Source organism: Clostridium neuense, from assembly GCF_045310695.1.
Lineage (GTDB): Bacteria > Bacillota > Clostridia > Clostridiales > Clostridiaceae > Clostridium_S > Clostridium_S neuense.
Genome location: NZ_JBJIAA010000002.1, coordinates 273,497 through 292,722, shown reverse-complemented (window position 1 = coordinate 292,722; position 19,226 = coordinate 273,497). Strand labels below are relative to the sequence as shown.

Below are 19,226 nucleotides of genomic sequence, written 5' to 3'. Positions count from 1 at the left end.
TATGATATTGAATGAAGGAGTGTGTGCAAGCATGGGAAATTTTATAAAGAAACAAATGCTGCATGATGGTGAATCTGGAATAAGCTATATTGGAAGATTTGATTTTTCAGATCCAGATGGTATTGTATTTGGGTGGTCATGTTCTACTATAGTTGCGATGTTTGATGGAACAGAAGTTTCGGCAAAGTTTCAGTCCTTTGGGCCCAATTACTTTACTGTTATATTAGATGATAAAATTATAATGAATTCGCTTGACGTAAGTAAAGATGGGGTATTTGTTTTAGCAGTTAATTTGATTAAAGGAATTCATGAGATAAAGATGATAAAAAGAAATGAGTTTAATGTTGGATATGTAAAATTTTTAGGTTTTGATTTTGGTGATGGTGAATTATTATCAGCACCAAAGCGTTTAGAAAGAAGAATAGAGATAATAGGAGATTCGATAACATGCGGATATGGTAATGAGGGACAAAATGAAAGTGTTGATTATGCGCCAAGCTTGGATAATGGATATTTATCTTATGGTGCAATAGCAGGAAGAAGTTTAGGTGCAGAGACAATTATAATTGGATGTTCAGGATTTGGAATTATGCAGAGTTATGTTGGAGATATTTCTCAAACGGTACCATCAAGATATTCTATGATTGTACCAGAAAAAGATGTAAGATGGGATTTTACAAAATGGATTCCTCAGGTAGTTGTTATTAATTTAGGTACAAACGATTTTAGTTTTGGACATATACCTGATGTAGACAAGTTTAACAAGGCATACATAAGATTCATAGAAGAAATTCACTCATATTACAAAAATTCAAAAGTAATATGTACTGTTGGACCATTAATGGATGGTGAAGCACTAATAGTTATAAAGAAATGTATAAACAACGTAATTTTACAGCATTTTTATGATAAAGAATTGGATTTTGTGTCATTTCTTGAATTTGAACCTCAAAATAAGGAGCAAAATGGATGTGGAGTAGGCGGACATCCAAGTATAAAAACTCACAAAATTATGGCTGAAAAACTTCAAAGCAAAATAAGAAAAATGATGAATTGGTAACAATAATGCGTGAATAAACCAGTTAAAAACTAGAAGTTGTGGGTGACAAATTTATTCAGTTAGTTGGAATTTATGAAGTAGAGGACAATTAGGTTAGATTTGCCTTTCGTATTACTTAGGCAAATCTTAGAAATTATACATTGTATTTTATTTTGAAGCATATGCTTGATGAACTTTTTTGTGATGCTGTGTAAGCAAAATAAATGCTGCTGTTAAAATTATAGTTATAATTCCAACAGATGAAAATCCAGCTCTGCCTCCAAAAGCATTCATAACACTGCCTACAAAGAAATTCCCTACGGGTACTGAACCAGCATTAAAGAGACTATATATGCTCATTACCCTACCACGATATTCATCTTCTGTGTTAAGTTGAAGAATTGAGTTACTGCCATTTAAAAAAGCTAAATTTGCGAAACCAGCGCCAAGTATAAAAGCTGCACATAAATAATAGTTGCTTGAAAATGAGGCTAAAAGCTGAAAGATTGCTGTGGAAAATGCAGCTGTTATTAAAAGCTTCAAATTTAAGTTCTTTTTGCGTGTAGTGGCCATTTTGAAGGTCCCTAAAAGAGAACCAAAGCCCATAGCCGATAGTAAAAATGTATACCCATTAGCTCCTCTATTTAAAATTGTTTTAGAAAATACAGGAGAAATAACGTCTATGTTCATACAGAAGGTACAAACTATTCCCATCATTATAAATACTTTAACTAATTTTATATTATTGCGAATATATACTAAACCGTCCTTAACTTCCTTTAGTAAGTTTTTATGCGGCTTATCTGATACTTTGTCTTTTGCAGATATAAGAAATAATCCAATGAGTACGGCTGTAAAGCTTAGAAAATTTAAAAAGAAACAAAAACTTGTTCCAAATTTAATCATTATAATTCCAGCTATAGAAGGCCCAATTATCTTTGCAATGTTAAAAATTGATGAATTAAGAGAAACCGCATTTGGTAAATCTTCTTTTCCAACAAGTTCTATAAAATAGGATTGTCTTGTTGGCATATCCAGCGTTGTTGCAAAACCAGAAATGACAGCTAAAATGAAAATTGACCAGTAGTTTATGTGATTAGTATAAACTAATATAAATAGTATAAAAGCTTGAATCATAAAAGTGATTTGCGTACAATAAAGCAATTTTTTCTTTGGAAATCTATCAACTATTGCTCCAGAAAATGCGGAAAAGAGAAGAGTTGGTCCAAATTGAAAAACTCCAAGCAAGCCTAAAAGTAATGGGGATTTTGTAAGTGTGTATAAAAGCCAAGTTTGAGCAGTTTTTTGAAGCCATGTCCCTATAACCGATATTGCTTGACCAATAATGAAACATCTAAAATCCCTATGTCGTAAAGATGTAAAGGTATTTTTATTCAGTAAAAGCATTCGCATTCCTCCGTCTTATAGATGTTTTAATAACTTAACGTTGTTTTATTAAGCAAAAATTGTGCCAAATAAGCCTGAAAATACTATTGCTAATGTTAAACATAAGTAAAATAAAGCTGCATAAGAAACTAAAATAAGTTTGGAAAATTTAAACTAACAATTAAATGTTGCAAAAATGGAACACTACTTTGAAGGTAAATGTAGTAAAAGCTTTTAATAAAGAATATTATATGCATTTCGAAAATGAAACTAAAATATTTATATGGAAAGAAAATAAATTCATATAGGTTACATCATATAAAAATTTATTTACAAAAAGTTTTTAGGTTATAATAAACATATTATAAAATTTTTATTAAAGGAGCGTTTTAAATGAGATACGTTTTAGTTTGTAACATAAATGGAGAAGCTGCAAAATTAAATTCAAAGCTTGCAGTTGATTTAAAGTATAAGTTTAATGCTGGACGTTCTAAGCTAGGAGCGCATTTTACTATAAAAGCACCATTTGAAACAGATGAGAAAAATATAATTGAGCTAAAAAACATTTTAGAAAAGTTTCAAAATAACTTTAAGAGCTATGAAATGAGTATAAATGGATTTGATAAGTTTAGAGAAGATGTTATATATATGGCAGTTAAGCCATCCAAGGAAGCTAAGGAGGTGCATGACAAATTAATTGATGAACTTAAAAAGCTGCCATGGCTTGAGTGGAAAAGGAATGAAGGAAAGGATAAGATTTTTCACTGCACGATTGTAAGTAAGAGGGTAAGGGAAAATTTTAAAGAAATATGGGACTACGTAAATAAACATGAATGTAATTTTAAATCAAGCTTTGATAATATAACTTTATATAAGTGGGAGAAAAACACTTGGATATTAGATGAAAGCTATAAATTGCAGTAAATATATATTTACTGCAATTTATAGCTTTGTGCTCAATTCCCCATTTCCACTGTGGCCTATCAGCGAAAAAATTTTAAAAGTGCTTATAGAATTATAATTGAGCAGGAGTTTGACTATCCGCAGCATCTGGTTTTTTCTGGAGTTTTACATAGGGCTAACTCGTTAAGTAAAATTATGCACAGCTTCAATTTGATGATACTTTTGTTGATTATTATGGTTGGAGGAGAGTGAAATTTGTTGCATATAGCTGAAGTTGCAAAAGAAAGTAGGGGCTAACTTCCAAGATTATTTCAATGCTGTGGAACAGAGAATTTTACGTATGATTTAAATACAAACTTTAGGAATTGATTTGCATTTTGAAGATGGCTTAGGTAAATATGCATAGGATTATTAGTATACAAATTTGAAGAAAGCATTAGAGATGAATATTCCTACTATATTTTTATGGTATGCTATTCCAAACTACCATATAATTATACAAAACCGCTTACCATCCTCCATTATTTTTACTTTTTTAAGCCTTTAATAAAAATCCGTTCTAAGCCTTGCATGATTCGCTCTATGGTAAGTCCAGAATTCTTTAGATGAAAATCAAGATCATGAAGTGCTGATAACATAATTTCAACAGTATATGTAATATCAATGTCAGAGATATCTCCATGTTGCTCGGCTTCACTTAGTAACATTGTGCATGTATGGCGCATCCATTGATATAGAGGAGTCTGCATTGGACGATATCCTAATGTAGCGCGGCTGACAGCACAAAGCCATGGATTTTTTTCATATAAAAACATAACAAATCTATCTATAACATGATACAGTTTATCTAGAGGTTCAGATTCTAAGCTTTTATCTAAATATTTGTTGAGTTCATTGAATAAAGGCTGGCACTCTTCGTTAACAATTTCAATACAAATATCACCTATTTCTTTATATCTGCGATAGAGGGTCGCCTGCCCAACTTCTGCGGCTTTTGCAATTTGATGCATGTTTACACCATCAGTACCTTCATTATCAATAAATAGTTTTTTCGCTTCAAATAAAATTCGTTTTCTATTTTTTTCTTCTCTAGAAAGCTTCGTAGTAGAAGCTTCTGTTTCTTTACTCACTTAAAGTACCTCCTTAAAAAATTTTTATACTTGACAAGCGGACAAAATGTCCGATATAATACAAATACAGAAGCGAACAAATTGTCCGTAAATTATTATAACATAGTTAACATTTAAAATACAAGAATCCGGAGGAGGGATTTGCATTAATTTAAATAAGAAAGTATAAAGCATATTGTTTTATACAAATTATGAATTAAAAAGATAGTTCTTTTACTTGCAATCAAGGATATTAAAAGAAAATGAAAGGTGATGTTATTTATGGTAAAAAAATTATATTTTTTGCCTGCTGGTTCTTGTTTTCTTGATCAGTCAGCGGTTAATAAAAATCTTCCATCAGGTAAATTAGTTGAAATGCCAGTATGGTGTTTTCTATTAGAAACAAAGGATGGCCCTGTTTTGGTTGATAGTGGAATGCCAGATTGTTTTGTGAATAATCCAGATTATTATAAAGGCACTCGAAGGGAAGGCAGACTAGTTCCTAATATGACTGAAAATGATAGAATTGAGAATATCTTAAAAGTAATTGGATATGATATCAACGATATTCAGATAGTTATAAGTTCTCATCTGCACTTAGATCATGCTGGAGGAAATGGACATTTTAAGAAAGCACCTATTATTATCCAGAAGACAGAATTTGAATTTGCTATTGGCAATGATGAATATTCACCTTTTGAATGCAGAATACCAGATTTAAATTACAAGTTGATTGAAGGAGATTATGAATTGGCACCGGGTATACAGATTCTTCATACGCCAGGTCATTCACCAGGTCATCAATCAGTACTTGTAAGAACTGAACAAACAGGATATGTACTCTTGACTGTTGATGTGGCATACAATAGAGAAATTTTTTATAATGATATTCCATTTTTGTCATCAGATACAGAGCTGGCCTCGAAATCAATTAGCAATATGAAAAAACTTGTTCAAGATATTAAACCAGAGGTTATATTCTTTGGACATGATGCTGAACAGGCGAAAAACTGGCATACTTTATATCCAAATTTTTTATAGGAGAGAATCAGATATGAAAAATAAATCAATTTCATTATCTGAAAATGATTGTAAATTAATTTTAACTCTTTGTCTACTGATCATTTTTGGTAACATAAATATTACAATGTTTAACTTAGCGATTCCAGCTATTTCATTATCTTTTTCACTTTCTTCTTCAGAGGCAAGCTGGATAATGGTAGGCTACAGTATTATGATGGCAATTGGAGCGGGAACTTATAGCAAGCTTACAGATAGTTTTTCGTTCAGGCGTTTGTATGTTATTGGTTTGCTTATATTTGCTGCTGGTTCTATTATTGGTTTTTTCGCATCATCTTTTACGCAACTTATAATAGGACGTATCATTCAAGCAGCAGGAGCCTCTTCAATCTCTCCACTTTCATATGGAATTGCAACCAGTTTTTTTGATTACAATATAAGAGGACGAGTTCTGGGGATATTATCTGCTACAATTGCTTTTGCATCAGGTCTTGGTCCAGTGTTTGGAGGATTCATTGAAGAATATACTGGTTGGCATACATTGTTTTTAGTTTCAAGCTTATGTTTATTTTTACTTCCATTTATTTTAAAATATATGCCTGATACAGAGCATCATCAAGAATATTTTGATGTGAAAGGTATGTTATTCTTTTCAGGAGGAATGGCGTTAATAATGGTTGGAGTTACTGTGAATTTTTTGCTTGGGTTCATAGGGCTTATATTAATTTGGGGATTTTGGATACATGATCATAAAGCAAAGCATCCATTTATATCTGTAAATCTATTAAAAAATACAAGCTATTGCAAATTACTTGGGATTGCGCTCATAACCTTTTTATGCAACACAGGTTTGACATTTTTATTACCAACAGTTATGGAAAATGTTTTTAACATGTCTATGGGGACAGTTGGAATGTTGATGATTCCTGGTGCACTTTTTGCAGCATTATTGGGACCTGCAATTGGGAAGTGGAGTGATAAATATGGTAGCTTTCGTATTCTTATAATTTCACAAGGAATAGTTATCTTTGGATTCTTTCTTTTGAGTATTTCGATTAGATGGTTACCCTTAGTAATTGCACTTTTGATCATTATTCCGGTTGTTGGATTTAATGGAGTACTCACTGCAAGTGGAAAATCAATTTCTTTAACAGTAAATCATTCAGAATTAGGCATAGGAATGGGGTTATATACTTTGTTTTATCTATTAGGCGGAGCATTTGGTCCAGCTTTAATTGGACGTTTACTTGACTTTAAAGTAGATTTTGGGGCTATTTATATTATTCTTGGAATTATAGGCGTAGTATCTTTTCTTTTAGCATTATCGTTAAGAGGGATAAGTTCCAAAGCTTTATAAATATCAAAAATAATGAGGGACAAAGTGGAACTAAGTATAATTGAACTTTTATGGTATATGGTTTGATTACTATTGCATATATAACTGATTTTTATATTATGAAACTTTCTTTTACTACATAGTGCAACTTTGTATTTATTAGTAACGCAATATTTGGTGTTATTATACAGTATTTGACTTGAAAATGGTATAATAACTTAATAACTATTGGGGGAATTATAATGAGAAGGCATAATAGATTATTAAAGGTCTTAAGAATAGTTACTTTATTAATTGCAGTAATATGTATTTTAACGGGTGGAATTAAAGGTGGGTATATTGGTACACATTTGATGCTTATAGGAGCTATTTCAGTAGTTGTGTCATCTATAATAACTCTAATTTTAAAATTGTATTAAAATGTAGGCATCTAAAAATTTACTACTTACCGGTGGGCGGAGTAATTTTTTCCTTGCACTACTGTGGGAGTGAATTAACAATGCTGAAGGAACAGTTTAAAAAAGTCCTAATAAATCTTGGCTCAAAAATTGTAAAATACTTAGATATTTCAATTGTTTGAGCATTTTTTCAGCGAGTAAACATGCACGGGGTTTGGGCTAATATATAGATGACTAATACAAATTAAAGAAGGATAATGGGATTGCATCCCAAACCCCGTATATGATCGTTATCCTTCTATACTTCAAGCAAGCACTTGCTTAGAATCATCAATTAGATTTATAGGATTTTTTTAATGCGACGAAGCAGTGTTAATTCACAAGTTTCCTCCACAAGGTTGTTCTACCTATTCCTAATTTTTCGGCTGCCTTACCATGATCATTATCACATCTTATGATTGTTGTGGCTATTATTTGTTTTTCAACATTTTTTATTATATCTTTTATGTTTCCAGAGAGCGGTACTTTTAAATTTATTACATCTCTGTCTTCAGATTTGTTCATAACCATTTGCAGTATTTTGCCCCACTTTATAGATTCATTGTTTTTAATAAAAAGAGCAATTCTCTCCATTATATTACTGAGCTCTCTTACATTTCCGGGCCAATTATATGTCATTAAAAGAGGCGTTAAATTTTTAAAGATAGCTTCATAATCTACATTTAAGGTATTTAATGTTTTTAAAAAATGAACAGCAAGTAAGCCTACATCTTCTCCTCTGTCTCTTAGAGATGGAAGTTTGATATTAAAAACATTTAGTCTATAGTAAAGGTCTTTTCTAAAGGTTCCATTTTCTATGTGATTAGTTAAATTTTCGTTTGTAGCACTTATTATTCTTATATTTACAGGTATTATTTTATCTCCACCTATGTGCATAATCTCTTTTTCTTCAAGAACTCTTAAAAGACGAGCCTGTAGTGGTTTAGAAAGCTCTCCAATTTCGTCTAAAAATATTGTGCCATTATGGGCAAGTTCAAATAGCCCCTGTTTTCCTTCTTTTTTAGCACCAGTGAAAGATCCTCCTTCATAACCAAATAGCTCACTTTCAAGCAGTTGCTCTGGCAGGGCTGCGCAGTTTATGGCCACAAAGGGACCAGATTTTCTATTGCTGCTGTTATGTATGCTTTGAGCGAATAGCTCTTTACCGGTACCAGATTCACCTTGAATTAGTATTGAAGAATCAGTTTTAGAATACAAAAGAGCCAAATTTTTTAAATCATTCATGTGTTTATCTGAAGTTAAAATATCATCAAAATGGTATTTTGCAATAAATCCTTTTTCGTGTATTTTTTTTCTTATCATTTGCTCTAAGGTTTGAATTTTTGTTACATCTTCAAAAGTATTTACAACACCTATTATTTTGTCCTCTACTTTAATTGGAAGTCTACTTGCAGCAATAGTTAAACCGTGTAAATCCTTTATTACCTTTGTTTCTGGTTTCCCGCTTTTTAATACACTATCTACATTGTAATTTGGAATTACAGATTGTATGGTTTTACCAAGCATTTTTTCATAGGTTTTATTAAACATTTTATTTGAAGAGGGATTACTTGTTATTATTTTTTTGTGCTGATCTGTAACGATGATTCCTTCACCTATTGAATCAAGAATTGCTTTGAAACGCGCAGAACGACTAAGCTCTGATCTTCGTACCTTTATTAGATTTAAGGCTTCATCCACAGCTTGTCTTAGAGATTCTTCACCAGTTTCTACAGTCATGCCTACAAGACCATGTGTTATCGCCACGTCAGTAACAGCCATTCCGCCAACAACAACTTTAAAGCCCATTTCTTTTACTTTAAGAATTACATCTTCGATTTCGTACTCAGAATCAAAGTGAAATTCAGTTAACTTAACCTTAAGCATATTTTGCGCATCAAGTTTATTTATTCTACTTTCTTTGTAGGATAATATAGCAACATTATCGCTGATTGTCTTTGCCTTATAAATAGCTCTAAAGATATCCATGGAGGTTATTGGAATGGAGACTACAGGAATGTTTGCAACCTTTTTTATTAGTTCGCCCGTTGTACCTCTACTTATAATTGCATCTACTTCATTTTCTAATTTTAGTGCAATTTTACGGGCTTTTGTAAAGGAGGCAGGTTTTATTACTTCTTTAAATCCTTTCTCCTTAGCTAATATAGGAAATAAATTGGACAGAGTTTCATTTTTAGATATAAGAGCTATAATTATTGGCATTTAAGCATCTCCATTTCTTTATTGTAGCGTTTCAATAAAATCATAAACCTTTTCGTCCTCATATCTTGCTATTTTGACATTGCCAAAGTCTTTGATTTCCGAAGTAAAGTCAAGATATTCTTTTAGAGTATCATAATTTTCTTCTCTGTCAATCTTAATATTGCTTATTATTATTTTCTGACAACAAGGTTTACTGTTGGCATCTGATGGTAGGCATAAAAGAGCTATTCCTCCAACGTATTTACTTTTATTTAAACTTGGTTTAATCATTGTTATATAAGCACAACCATCTTGAGAGTTGTAAAGATTAAAAAATATAAGGTTGTCTGAAACTGTGTAGTTTCCTTTGAATTCTTTAATTACGGTTGAAGAACCTAATATTGTAAAATTAACATTGCTTTCTGAGATTTTCAGAATACCTTCATGTATGTTTTCTTTTTTCGATGAATTTGTAACTAGAAAGTAGCAATAGTAATTTTGAGTAAATATGGTACGAGAAGCATCCTCGTATTTTATAAATTTTTCAAAATAGGAGGAGGTTAGAGGAACATTTAAAAATGTATCCATATTTATGTGATAAAGTGAACAAATATAGATAATAGTTTCTATTGATGGAAAAGCCTCAGAGGATTTGTATTTTGACAGTAAATCCTCTGAAACACCTATTTTTTTTGCTAAATTTTTTTGAGTCCCTTCAAATTGTATTAGTTTTTTTAGATTATGTACAAAAACTTTTGATACCTTTTCATATATATTGTTTTTTATTATTTTTATTTGCAGATTATCATTCTTCATTATTTAATATCCTCTTTCTATGAGTTGAATATTTTTCAAGTATGTATAAAAATATTATATTTTAAATATCTAATATTTCAAGATAGTTTTCAATTTTGATATATATATTGAGGTTACAAATTAAATGAATTATTATTTTAATAATATTTTATGACTTGTATTTAGGCAAAGTCAAATAAACCATGAAATTTAACAAATAGTTTATATTTTAGGAGAGATATTATGAAGGAAAATAAAATCCCTGAAGTTGTGCGAGCAATGCTTGATGAGTATGTGTTTAACTTAAGAATATATTTTGGAAGTAAGGTATTTGGCGTTTATTTATATAATTCAATAGCACTTGGAGCATTTGATGAAAATAAAAGTGATATTGATTTTATTACTATTTTAAATGAAAAATTCACTGATAGAGAAATACAGGCTTTAAGAGAGATGCACAGAAAGCTTTCAAAGACCTTTAAATTTGCAAAGAGAATGGAAGGCATGTACATAACAATGGACGAGGTTGGAAAATGCGATTTTGAGCTAGAGCCATATGTATATTTTGCAGGAGGAAAGCTTTACAGTGGTCATTACGATGCAAATTATGTTACCTGGTGGACATTAAGTAAATGCGGAATTGGAGTTGAAAGTCCTGAAATAAGTAAGCTTTCGTTAGAAACATATTTTGATAATGTTATAGAAAATATGGATTACAATTTAAATTGTTACTGGAAAAGTAAACTTAATTCAAAGCTTAATTTCTTTTCAGATAAGTGGGTTGAATTTTCAGTTTTAACTATGTGTAGAATAATGTATACAATTAAATATGGAGAGGTAACATCTAAGGTAAATGCAGCAGAAAGCATAATGCCCGATTTACCAGAGGATTTTAAAACTATTGTAAAAGAGGCCTTAAGGATCCGGGAGATGAGTTCCTCAAAGTCCAAATACTCTTCAAGATTTAAGAGAGTAAAGGAAACAAAAAAATTTATTAAATATGTAATAAGATATTTTAATGAAAATTACTTTATGAAGGTTAAATATAGTGAAGATATTTATGAAGGCTAATAACAATAAATTGATTGGGGGATAACTTTTAAAATTATTAAAATTAAAATAAAAACAATTAAGGCTAAAATACATTTTTTAAATCCTCCTATGGATTGGAAAGGAGTCTGGCTTTTGAGTTTTCAAATTTTACTTGTGTTAATATTTAATTTTATTATTTCACTAATAGGAACGCTTGCATACTCAGTTAGACTTGTTGGGGTAAGAACGGGAAAAATAGCAATTTCATTTAGCGTATTTAATATATTAACTTTGATATCTAGAATAGCGGTGACTTTTCAGACACCACTTTTAACTAATTATGTTGAAAAAAACTTATATTCAAATGATTTGTTGCATATATTTAATTTAATAATAGTAGTTTCAGGTGCAGCTGCAATTTTTGGGGCATTTTTAATACCAACTTTTCAAAAGATATTTTCAAAGGGTGTTATACTTTTTTCTATAGAAAGGTCTATTCCTAAATTAGTCATAAATGCTATGTCTAGGAGAGGAAGAACGTCTATGAAATACTGCATAACAAAGCCCAGCAAGGAAAGTGTAGTTAAAATAAATTATAAAAAAATACCTAGGAGAGTAGTTACGTACAATTTTGTTGCAGTTGCGCTTGTAACGGTAGGAGCACTTGCTCCAATATATGCATTTAGAATGGCACCTAATCTTAGAGCTACTTGTGTTACACTATCGTCAGTTGTGAATGGAGCTGCAACGATACTAAGTACAATTTTTATAGATCCACAAATGTCAATTATGACAGAGGATGTGATGGATGGAAAATGCACTCGAGAAGATTTCAAAAGCTGTGTTATAGCAATGGTTGGAAGTAAGATGCTTGGAACCTTTGCTGCAGTATTTTTATTGGTGCCTGGAGCCTATGCTATAGTATTTGCTGCAAAGGGCATAAATTTTATTTCGAGTCTTTAAATTAATTAGGAGGATGCCGTATGATTAAAGCTATTTTGTTTGATTCAGGAAAGGTTTTGAATAAGCCTGTCTCAGGACATTGGTTTATACCACCAAACTTTTTTAAATATGTAGATAAGGAGACTTTTGAAGGTATACCAATCTCAAATAGAAAAGCTGCCTTTTACAGAGCTGGAAATTATATTAGCAAGAAAATGTTAATTGTTACTGAAGATGATGAATATAATTGTTTCGTTGAGTACTATAGGATATTGTCAGAGGAACTTCCGAGGCTTAAATTAAAGGATGATGATGCTAAGGCGATTGCTCATGATTTAGTATATAATTATAGCAAGTACGATTTTTATGAGGATGCTGTTAAATTAATACCAGAATTAAGTGAAAAATATAAATTGGCGGTTGTATCAGATGCTTGGCCATCACTAGAAAATGTTTTCAAAAAGGTAGGTCTTAGAAAATATTTTTCATCGTTTGTTATATCATCAATAAAAGGGGTTACAAAGCCAGATGAACTTATGTATAAAACCGCACTTTCTGAACTTAATGTTTTACCAGAGGAAGCAGCTTTTGTTGATGACCATATAAAAAACTGTGATGGAGCTAGAAGGTTAGGAATTAAATCTATTATTTTGTGTAGAAATTTTAAAATGTATATCTATAATAAATTAGTTAATACAAATTATGAGGTGATTAGAACTTTAAATGATCTAGAATCTGCTATTAATAGTAAAGTAGGTTGTACAAAAAATTAAGCTTTGTACAACCTACCTGTTTATTCATAAGTATTCTAATTACCTATTTATAACTTTAATTATATAGCATATTTCATCATCTGTTATTGATATGTCATATTCGTTTTCAATAATAGCTGCAGCTTCCTTTAACTCCATAAACTGTTCTAAATTCTTTGATTTAAAATTTTCCATATTTTCAAATTTTGCAAAATCACCATGAATGCATCTATCAATCATACAACCCATATGAACTATTAAATCAACGAGATTATCCTCTGAACTTTTTTCACTGTTAAGATTCAGTTTTTCAATAAACTTTTTTATAATAATTACAGCAATTTTAGGGTTGACGTATTTTACGTATTCTTCAAGCATATCTCTTGAAATTTCATAAGCATTCTTTGGCAAAGTAATTTCAGCGTTAAGCTTTTGGGACGATGAGGTTAATTTTGCGTCTATAAATTTTCTAAATTCCTCTTGAAAGTTTGTATTTAAAAGTTTATTTATAGGAAAATAAGGAATATCCGATTGAGGTTTCAAGCTTCCAACGCAGGCTATAACATCATATTTTTCCTCTAAAGCTTCCAAGTTGTTTTCCATATCAAAATAATTTATTGTTATTATTTCAATATCGGCTTTATGAGAATCATCTAGTAATTTTATAATAATGTCTTTAGATAGAAGTCCTGCTCCTTGTCCAGTAACACACACAGTTATTATAGCCTTTTTCTTTTTGTTTTCTTCTACATTAGGTATATCCGTATTCATTATAGAATTGTATATAGTATCTATATCAGATTTTTGATAGAGTACACTTCTAAGAATATCAAGAGTAATAAGCGTAGAAACATTAACTATAGTTCGAACCTTTATACCGGTTTCGTTCATTATTTTTTCTCCAAATTCAGATAAGGAGCCCATATCCACAAGAAGTAAAACGCCTTTTCCGGTATTTGAATTTAAAACAGCAAGCTTAGCTTTTTCATAAATTTCTGGTATTTTAACGTTTAAAGGCATATCTATTGCTTTTATATGCTCTACATTAAGAAGTTTGTTTGCTACATTTGCCATACTCGTTGCAGTACTATCGCCATGACAGATTAAAACAATACCTATATTGTTATTATCAGGGCTATCTCCAGACTTATTGTTTGCAAGCAGGATTGATAGGAATCCCTTCTCACCTTCAGGGATAGAAATACTAAATTTATCGCTTAGCATTTTAACAAGTTCTGAGGCTACTTTAAATTCTTCTTTATACTGTCTCTTAATGATAGCCATGTTGGGATTTTTTATAGGCTTATTTTCTTCTAATCTTTTCATTAAAGAGTAAAGGTGAAAAGTGAAGCCAAAAAAGAATTTACTGTTAAATCTTGTATTAAGTTCGTTTTGAGCAAGCTGTATTAAACCTGCTGATGCATCTACTAACTCCTTTGGGATAATATTATATAGCTTACGTATATTTAAATTATCGGGGTTAAATTTATCTATAACTGTATTAAAGTGATTGTCAAGTTCGTTGTTTATATTACGCTCAATTTCACTGCTATCAAGTCCTTTGCTTTTTAATTCCTCCATCTTTTTGTTGATAGAATCATATAAATCCATTCCATCCTCTATATTAGGATTTAGAATGTCATTTTTATCAAAGGAGGAAAAAGGATGTATTGTTAAGTTTTCAGTGAACATGCTTAAAAAGGTTTTTATATCTTTTGGAATAGTGAGATTAAAAAGATTACCTTTAATTTCTTCATTGAGCATTTTAAATTCTACATTAAGAGCTTTATTATTTTGAAGATGCTGAAAAAAAGCTTTTGCACAAACGAGTTTTACTTCTGAACTAAGCTGACCTATATTTCCATCCCTAAAGTCATATAAAGCTAGAGCTTTAAGAACCTCTGGGGAAATATTTATTGGTATATTCAGCTTTAAGGTTTCATAATAAAAAAGCTTTTCAATAACCTCAAGTTTTTCGTCTATGGTCTTTTCTCTAAAGGCTGGAAGAGTTATTGTGACAGGGATTCTTCTTAAAAAAGTATTTAAAAAGGTGTCACCTGGATCTTCTGTGGTTGCAGCGATTATAAGTACATTGCTTTTTCTAGGTTTTGAAGTTTCACCCAGTCTTGAAAATTCACCTTTATCCATAAGGTAAAAAAGCATTTCTTGTCCATCAGGAGGAAGTCTATGAACCTCATCTAGAAATAAAATACCATTATGAGCTTTTTCAACTATTCCGATTTTATCACTATCGGCACCGGTAAAGGCGCCTTTTGCATGACCAAATAATTGAGAAAGTAAAAGCTGTGGAGCGTTATAATAGTCAGAGCAATTAAAGGAGATAAAGGGAAAGTCATTTGAACTTATACATTTGTTTGTTAAAACGTACTTATATATTGCCGAGGCAAAGGTAGTTTTACCTACACCACTTTCCCCTAAAATTAGTGTGTGAAGCCCATGTGGTGGATACATTACAGCTGCTTTTGCCTGTTCTATTTGATGTATCAGGCTGTTATTGAAACCTATTAAAACTTTAAAGGGATCATCACCATCTATTTCTTTATTATTTTCGTCAACAAGATTTTTAAATTCTTCTGGAGAAAATACGCTGCTGTTTCGTTTATCTGTATTTTTTATGTTTAAGCTATCTAATATGGTTTTTGGTATAAAAGTTACGGGCCTACTGTTTATTTTAATAAGTTTTCCTTCTTTTAAAAGATCATTTAATATTGTACTTGCGTTATTTCGTACAATATTAAGCTTTTCCTGTATCTCAAATGCGTCTATTCCAAAATTGGTGCCTTCCAGTAAACGTTTTAATACATAATCCGTATTTACCTTGTCACATATATAATTGTAAACAACCTCAGCTTTTTTCAAGAAAATCACCTACTTAAGATTAGTGTATATTTATTCGTAAAGGTTTTAGTTAATTTTTTGAAGCACGGCTTAGCTTATTAAGGATTAATACTGCGGCAAATATAAATAATATAAAATAAATATTTCTGTAAATTAAAGATAAGGCAAAAAGAACAAAACTTATTAATATAAGTAGATTTAAATATAATTTTTTCATAAATTATCCTCCTAATTCTCAAAATATGGTCTTATTAACGTATTCTACTAAACTTTGTGAAAGTATTATTAGGTTGAAAGTTAAGATGGTAAATAGATTAATTATATTAGTAGGCTTGAAAATTAGAATTAAAGGAAATAATTATTGTAAGAAGCTAATCTATAATATTACTTTATTATAAAGTATATAAAAAATCAATATAATTTTTGGAGTTATTTATATGGTAATTGTTGATATATATGAAATTAAGAGGAATGCAGTGTTTTTTATAAAGGTTTGAAAATTTATCTGCATTTGCATATAAAAGTTATGCACTAATAAAAAGTGAAAAGTATAGTGCATAATTTTTATTTTAAAAGTCAAGCTTATTAGCATATTTTTAGTTATGCACTAGTTTGGCACGGTAATTGCTATATAAAACAGTGTAAAGGTTTTAAATGATAAAAAGCACACGGCAGTAAAAATAAGGGACATAATTACTAGGAGGGGAGAAGGTTGGAAGATAATTTATTGCATGAAGAGCTAATCTTTTTGAATTATGAAGCAGAAAGCAGGGAAGAATTACTTAGAAGTTTGTCAGCAGAACTTGAGGAAAGGGGGTATGTAAAGGAATCGTATGTAAAAGGAATTTTAGATAGAGAAAAAATTTTTCCAACAGGTCTCAATACAGAAGGAGTAAAGGTAGCACTTCCACACACTGATGCTGTACATGTAAATAAAGCAGCAATAGTAATAGCAAAGTTAAAAAAGCCCGTTATATTTAAAGAAATGGGTTTTGGCGAAAAAGATGTAGAAGCAAAACTGATTTTTATGATGGCTGTAAAAAATCCAGCGGAACAGGTTACAACTTTAAGCAGGCTTATGTCAATTCTATCTGATAAAGAAACACTTATAAACTTATATAATTGTACTACTAATTCAGAAGTAATAAATATATTAACAGGTGTTTTGTACAGTAATTAAAAATAATAAAATATAAAATTATTTAAGGAGGAATTTATTATGAGTAGTGTTAAGAAAAATATTTTTGTAGCTTGTGGATCAGGTGTTGCAACATCACAAACCGTAGCATCAAAAATTGCAAGTATGTGTGAGGATGAAGGACTTAATGTAAATGTTGAAGCAGTTGATATTAAATCTCTTGAAAATATAATAGACCAGTGCGACATATATGTATCAATAGTTTCAGCAGGACACGATTTTGGAAAACCTACAATAAATGGAATTGCATTTTTAACAGGTGTTGGTATTGATGAAGAATTTGAAAAGTTAAAAGAATATGTCAATTCATAAAAAAGTTTCCCAATAGAATACCTAAAAATTCTATTGGGAAGATGTTGAAATAAGTTATTACAATACAAATTAAGTTTATCACAAATTAAAGAGAATTAATATAAAAATTAAAGAAATAGGGGGAATTAAAAATGGCTGTTATCAATTATATTTTGGGGTTAGGTGCCGCAGTATTTTTACCTATAATCATGATACTCTTAGGTTTGGCTATGAGAATGAAACCTAAGAAAGCAATAATAGCAGGCCTTACACTTGGTATAGCATTTACAGGCATGAACGTAGTACTTAGCTTTATGTTTAACGCCATAAGTCCAGCTGCTACAGCTTTTGTTAATAATACAGGAATAAAATTGACGTCTATAGATGTTGGTTGGTCACCAATGTCAGCCATAGCATGGGCTTGGCCATATGCATTGCTTGTTTTCCCGCTTCAAATAGGAATTAACATAGTTATGCTTGCATTTAAATGGACAGATTGTTTGAATGTGGATTTATGGAATGTTTGGGGTAAAATCTTTACAGCAACAATGGTTGCAGCAGTAACACATAGTGTTCCATTAGGTTTTGTTGCAGCAGCAATTCAAGTAGTTTTAGAGCTTAAAAGTGCAGATATATCTCAAAAGGAATTATATAGAATTACTAAAATACCTGGAGTTGCATGTTCTCACTACATGACTATACAGGCCGCACTTCTTGCACCTATAAATAGAATTTTAGATTTTATACCTGGAATAAATAAAGTAAACGTCAATGCTGAACAGTTAAAGGCTAAGATAGGTGTTTTTGGTGAAAACAGTGTTATGGGATTTATAGTTGGAGCACTTATAGCAGCATTTGCAGGATACGACTTAAAAGGAATCTTAACTACAGCAGTTCAGGTTTCTACAGCTCTTGTTTTATTCCCAATGGTAGCTAAATTATTTATGCAGGCTCTTGCACCAATAGCTGATGCTACAAGTGCAGTTATGAAGAAAAAGTTCAAAGGAAGAGAGATTTATATTGGACTTGATTGGCCTTTCCTTGCTGGACAATCAGAAATATGGGTTGGCGCAATACTTTTAGTTCCAGTTGAGCTTGCTCTTGCAGTTATAATGTCAAAAATGGGTTTAAATAATGTTATTCCTCTTGCTGGAGTAATAAACGTAGTAGTATTCGTTCCAGCTTTAATAGTAACAGGTGGAAACTTAATAAGAATGTTGATCTTAGGATTAATTGCTACTCCTATATATTTATTAGTTGCAACAAGCTTCTCACCTATAGTAACTAACCTCGCAAAATCAGTTGGAACTATAAAAGTACCAGCAGGACAATATATAACTTACTTTGGTGTAGAAATGCCAGAACTAAGATGGTTACTTGCACATGGATTTAATGTATTAAATGGTGAAGTAATTGCAGCAGTTTTATTAGTAGGATATTTTGGCTTATTCTACTGGTACAGCAGATACATGAAAAAGAGAGACGAAGCCGCAGAAGCAAAAGCTGGAAAGTAATCCTACACGGGGTTTGGGCGGAGCCCATTATCCTTCTATAACCTAAACCAAGCACTGTCCAAGCAACAGGCAAAAACCAAAAGTAGCTAGAAATGAAAATCACGGGGTTTGGGCGGAGCCCATTATCCTTCTATAACCTAAATCAAGCACTGTCCAAGCAACAGGCAAAAACCAAAGACAGGCAGAAATCGAGAACACGGGGTTTGGGCGGAGCCCATTATCCTTCTATAACCTAAACCAAGCACTGTCCAAGCAACAGGCAAAAACCAAAAGTAGATAGAAATGAAAATCACGGGGTTTGGGCAGAGCCCATTATCCTTCTATAACCTAAACTAAGCACTGTCCAAGCAACAGGCAAAAACCAAAAGTAGATAGAAATGAAAATCACGGGGTTTGGGCAGAGCCCATTAT

At 31.2% G+C, this 19,226-nt stretch carries 16 protein-coding genes; 11 read left to right on the top strand and 5 right to left on the bottom strand.

The window, feature by feature from the left end:
* The first annotated feature begins 31 nt into the window (after nucleotides 1-31).
* The gene (locus tag ACJDT4_RS03670; RefSeq protein ID WP_406786175.1) at nucleotides 32-1,060 is read left to right on the top strand and encodes an SGNH/GDSL hydrolase family protein; all 1,029 of its coding nucleotides are present in this window, start codon (nucleotides 32-34) and stop codon (nucleotides 1,058-1,060) included.
* A 147-nt stretch (nucleotides 1,061-1,207) separates the two neighbouring features.
* On the opposite strand, the gene ACJDT4_RS03665 is transcribed toward ACJDT4_RS03670, so the two are convergent.
* Complete coding sequence (locus ACJDT4_RS03665) at nucleotides 1,208-2,446, bottom strand: MFS transporter (RefSeq protein WP_406786174.1); 1,239 nt, start codon at nucleotides 2,444-2,446, stop codon at nucleotides 1,208-1,210.
* Between the two features lie 372 nt (nucleotides 2,447-2,818).
* Between ACJDT4_RS03665 and ACJDT4_RS03660 the strand changes: the two genes are divergently transcribed.
* Nucleotides 2,819-3,349, top strand: a complete 531-nt coding sequence (locus ACJDT4_RS03660) for a 2'-5' RNA ligase family protein (RefSeq protein WP_406786173.1) — start codon at nucleotides 2,819-2,821, stop codon at nucleotides 3,347-3,349.
* 506 nt (nucleotides 3,350-3,855) lie between these two features.
* On the opposite strand, the gene ACJDT4_RS03655 is transcribed toward ACJDT4_RS03660, so the two are convergent.
* Nucleotides 3,856-4,458: a TetR/AcrR family transcriptional regulator gene (locus ACJDT4_RS03655; RefSeq protein ID WP_406786172.1), complete on the bottom strand. Its 603-nt coding sequence runs from the start codon at nucleotides 4,456-4,458 to the stop codon at nucleotides 3,856-3,858.
* Nucleotides 4,459-4,719: 261 nt separating this feature from the next.
* On the opposite strand from ACJDT4_RS03655, the gene aiiA reads away from it, so the two are divergent.
* From aiiA to ACJDT4_RS03640, 3 genes are all read left to right on the top strand, one after another.
* Entirely contained in the window at nucleotides 4,720-5,478 is a 759-nt protein-coding gene (gene aiiA / locus ACJDT4_RS03650; protein ID WP_406786171.1) for a quorum-quenching N-acyl homoserine lactonase AiiA, read from the top strand.
* Nucleotides 5,479-5,491: 13 nt separating this feature from the next.
* Nucleotides 5,492-6,814, top strand: a complete 1,323-nt coding sequence (locus tag ACJDT4_RS03645; RefSeq protein WP_406786170.1) for an MFS transporter — start codon at nucleotides 5,492-5,494, stop codon at nucleotides 6,812-6,814.
* A 221-nt stretch (nucleotides 6,815-7,035) separates the two neighbouring features.
* Nucleotides 7,036-7,212 (top strand): hypothetical protein, encoded by a 177-nt coding sequence (locus ACJDT4_RS03640; RefSeq protein WP_406786169.1) that lies wholly within the window; start codon nucleotides 7,036-7,038, stop codon nucleotides 7,210-7,212.
* A 351-nt stretch (nucleotides 7,213-7,563) separates the two neighbouring features.
* On the opposite strand, the gene ACJDT4_RS03635 is transcribed toward ACJDT4_RS03640, so the two are convergent.
* Together ACJDT4_RS03635 and ACJDT4_RS03630 are read right to left on the bottom strand one after the other, a co-directional pair.
* The gene (locus tag ACJDT4_RS03635) at nucleotides 7,564-9,453 is read right to left on the bottom strand and encodes a sigma 54-interacting transcriptional regulator (protein ID WP_406786168.1); all 1,890 of its coding nucleotides are present in this window, start codon (nucleotides 9,451-9,453) and stop codon (nucleotides 7,564-7,566) included.
* A gap of 18 nt (nucleotides 9,454-9,471) precedes the next feature.
* Nucleotides 9,472-10,248 carry a helix-turn-helix domain-containing protein gene (locus ACJDT4_RS03630; protein ID WP_406786167.1) on the bottom strand — a complete coding sequence of 259 codons (777 nt, stop codon included), beginning with the start codon at nucleotides 10,246-10,248 and terminating at the stop codon, nucleotides 9,472-9,474.
* A gap of 222 nt (nucleotides 10,249-10,470) precedes the next feature.
* Between ACJDT4_RS03630 and ACJDT4_RS03625 the strand changes: the two genes are divergently transcribed.
* The 3 genes from ACJDT4_RS03625 (at nucleotide 10,471) to ACJDT4_RS03615 (ending at nucleotide 12,974) form a co-directional block, all read left to right on the top strand.
* Nucleotides 10,471-11,298, top strand: a complete 828-nt coding sequence (locus tag ACJDT4_RS03625) for an aminoglycoside adenylyltransferase domain-containing protein (RefSeq protein ID WP_406786166.1) — start codon at nucleotides 10,471-10,473, stop codon at nucleotides 11,296-11,298.
* A gap of 114 nt (nucleotides 11,299-11,412) precedes the next feature.
* Nucleotides 11,413-12,222 carry a lipid II flippase Amj family protein gene (locus tag ACJDT4_RS03620; protein ID WP_406786165.1) on the top strand — a complete coding sequence of 270 codons (810 nt, stop codon included), beginning with the start codon at nucleotides 11,413-11,415 and terminating at the stop codon, nucleotides 12,220-12,222.
* 20 nt (nucleotides 12,223-12,242) lie between these two features.
* Complete coding sequence (locus ACJDT4_RS03615; protein WP_406786164.1) at nucleotides 12,243-12,974, top strand: HAD-IA family hydrolase; 732 nt, start codon at nucleotides 12,243-12,245, stop codon at nucleotides 12,972-12,974.
* Nucleotides 12,975-13,013: 39 nt separating this feature from the next.
* Here ACJDT4_RS03615 and ACJDT4_RS03610 read toward each other — a convergent pair whose 3' ends face one another.
* Complete coding sequence (locus tag ACJDT4_RS03610; RefSeq protein WP_406786163.1) at nucleotides 13,014-15,833, bottom strand: sigma-54-dependent transcriptional regulator; 2,820 nt, start codon at nucleotides 15,831-15,833, stop codon at nucleotides 13,014-13,016.
* Between the two features lie 691 nt (nucleotides 15,834-16,524).
* On the opposite strand from ACJDT4_RS03610, the gene ACJDT4_RS03605 reads away from it, so the two are divergent.
* The 3 genes from ACJDT4_RS03605 to ACJDT4_RS03595 all read left to right on the top strand — a co-directional run bounded on the left by ACJDT4_RS03605 (nucleotide 16,525) and on the right by ACJDT4_RS03595 (nucleotide 18,815).
* Nucleotides 16,525-16,992: a PTS sugar transporter subunit IIA gene (locus ACJDT4_RS03605; RefSeq protein WP_406786162.1), complete on the top strand. Its 468-nt coding sequence runs from the start codon at nucleotides 16,525-16,527 to the stop codon at nucleotides 16,990-16,992.
* Between the two features lie 39 nt (nucleotides 16,993-17,031).
* A complete protein-coding gene (locus ACJDT4_RS03600) occupies nucleotides 17,032-17,322 on the top strand; it encodes a PTS sugar transporter subunit IIB (protein ID WP_406786161.1) in 291 nt (96 codons plus the stop codon).
* A 131-nt stretch (nucleotides 17,323-17,453) separates the two neighbouring features.
* Nucleotides 17,454-18,815 (top strand): PTS galactitol transporter subunit IIC, encoded by a 1,362-nt coding sequence (locus ACJDT4_RS03595; protein WP_406786160.1) that lies wholly within the window; start codon nucleotides 17,454-17,456, stop codon nucleotides 18,813-18,815.
* Nucleotides 18,816-19,226 lie beyond the last annotated feature (411 nt).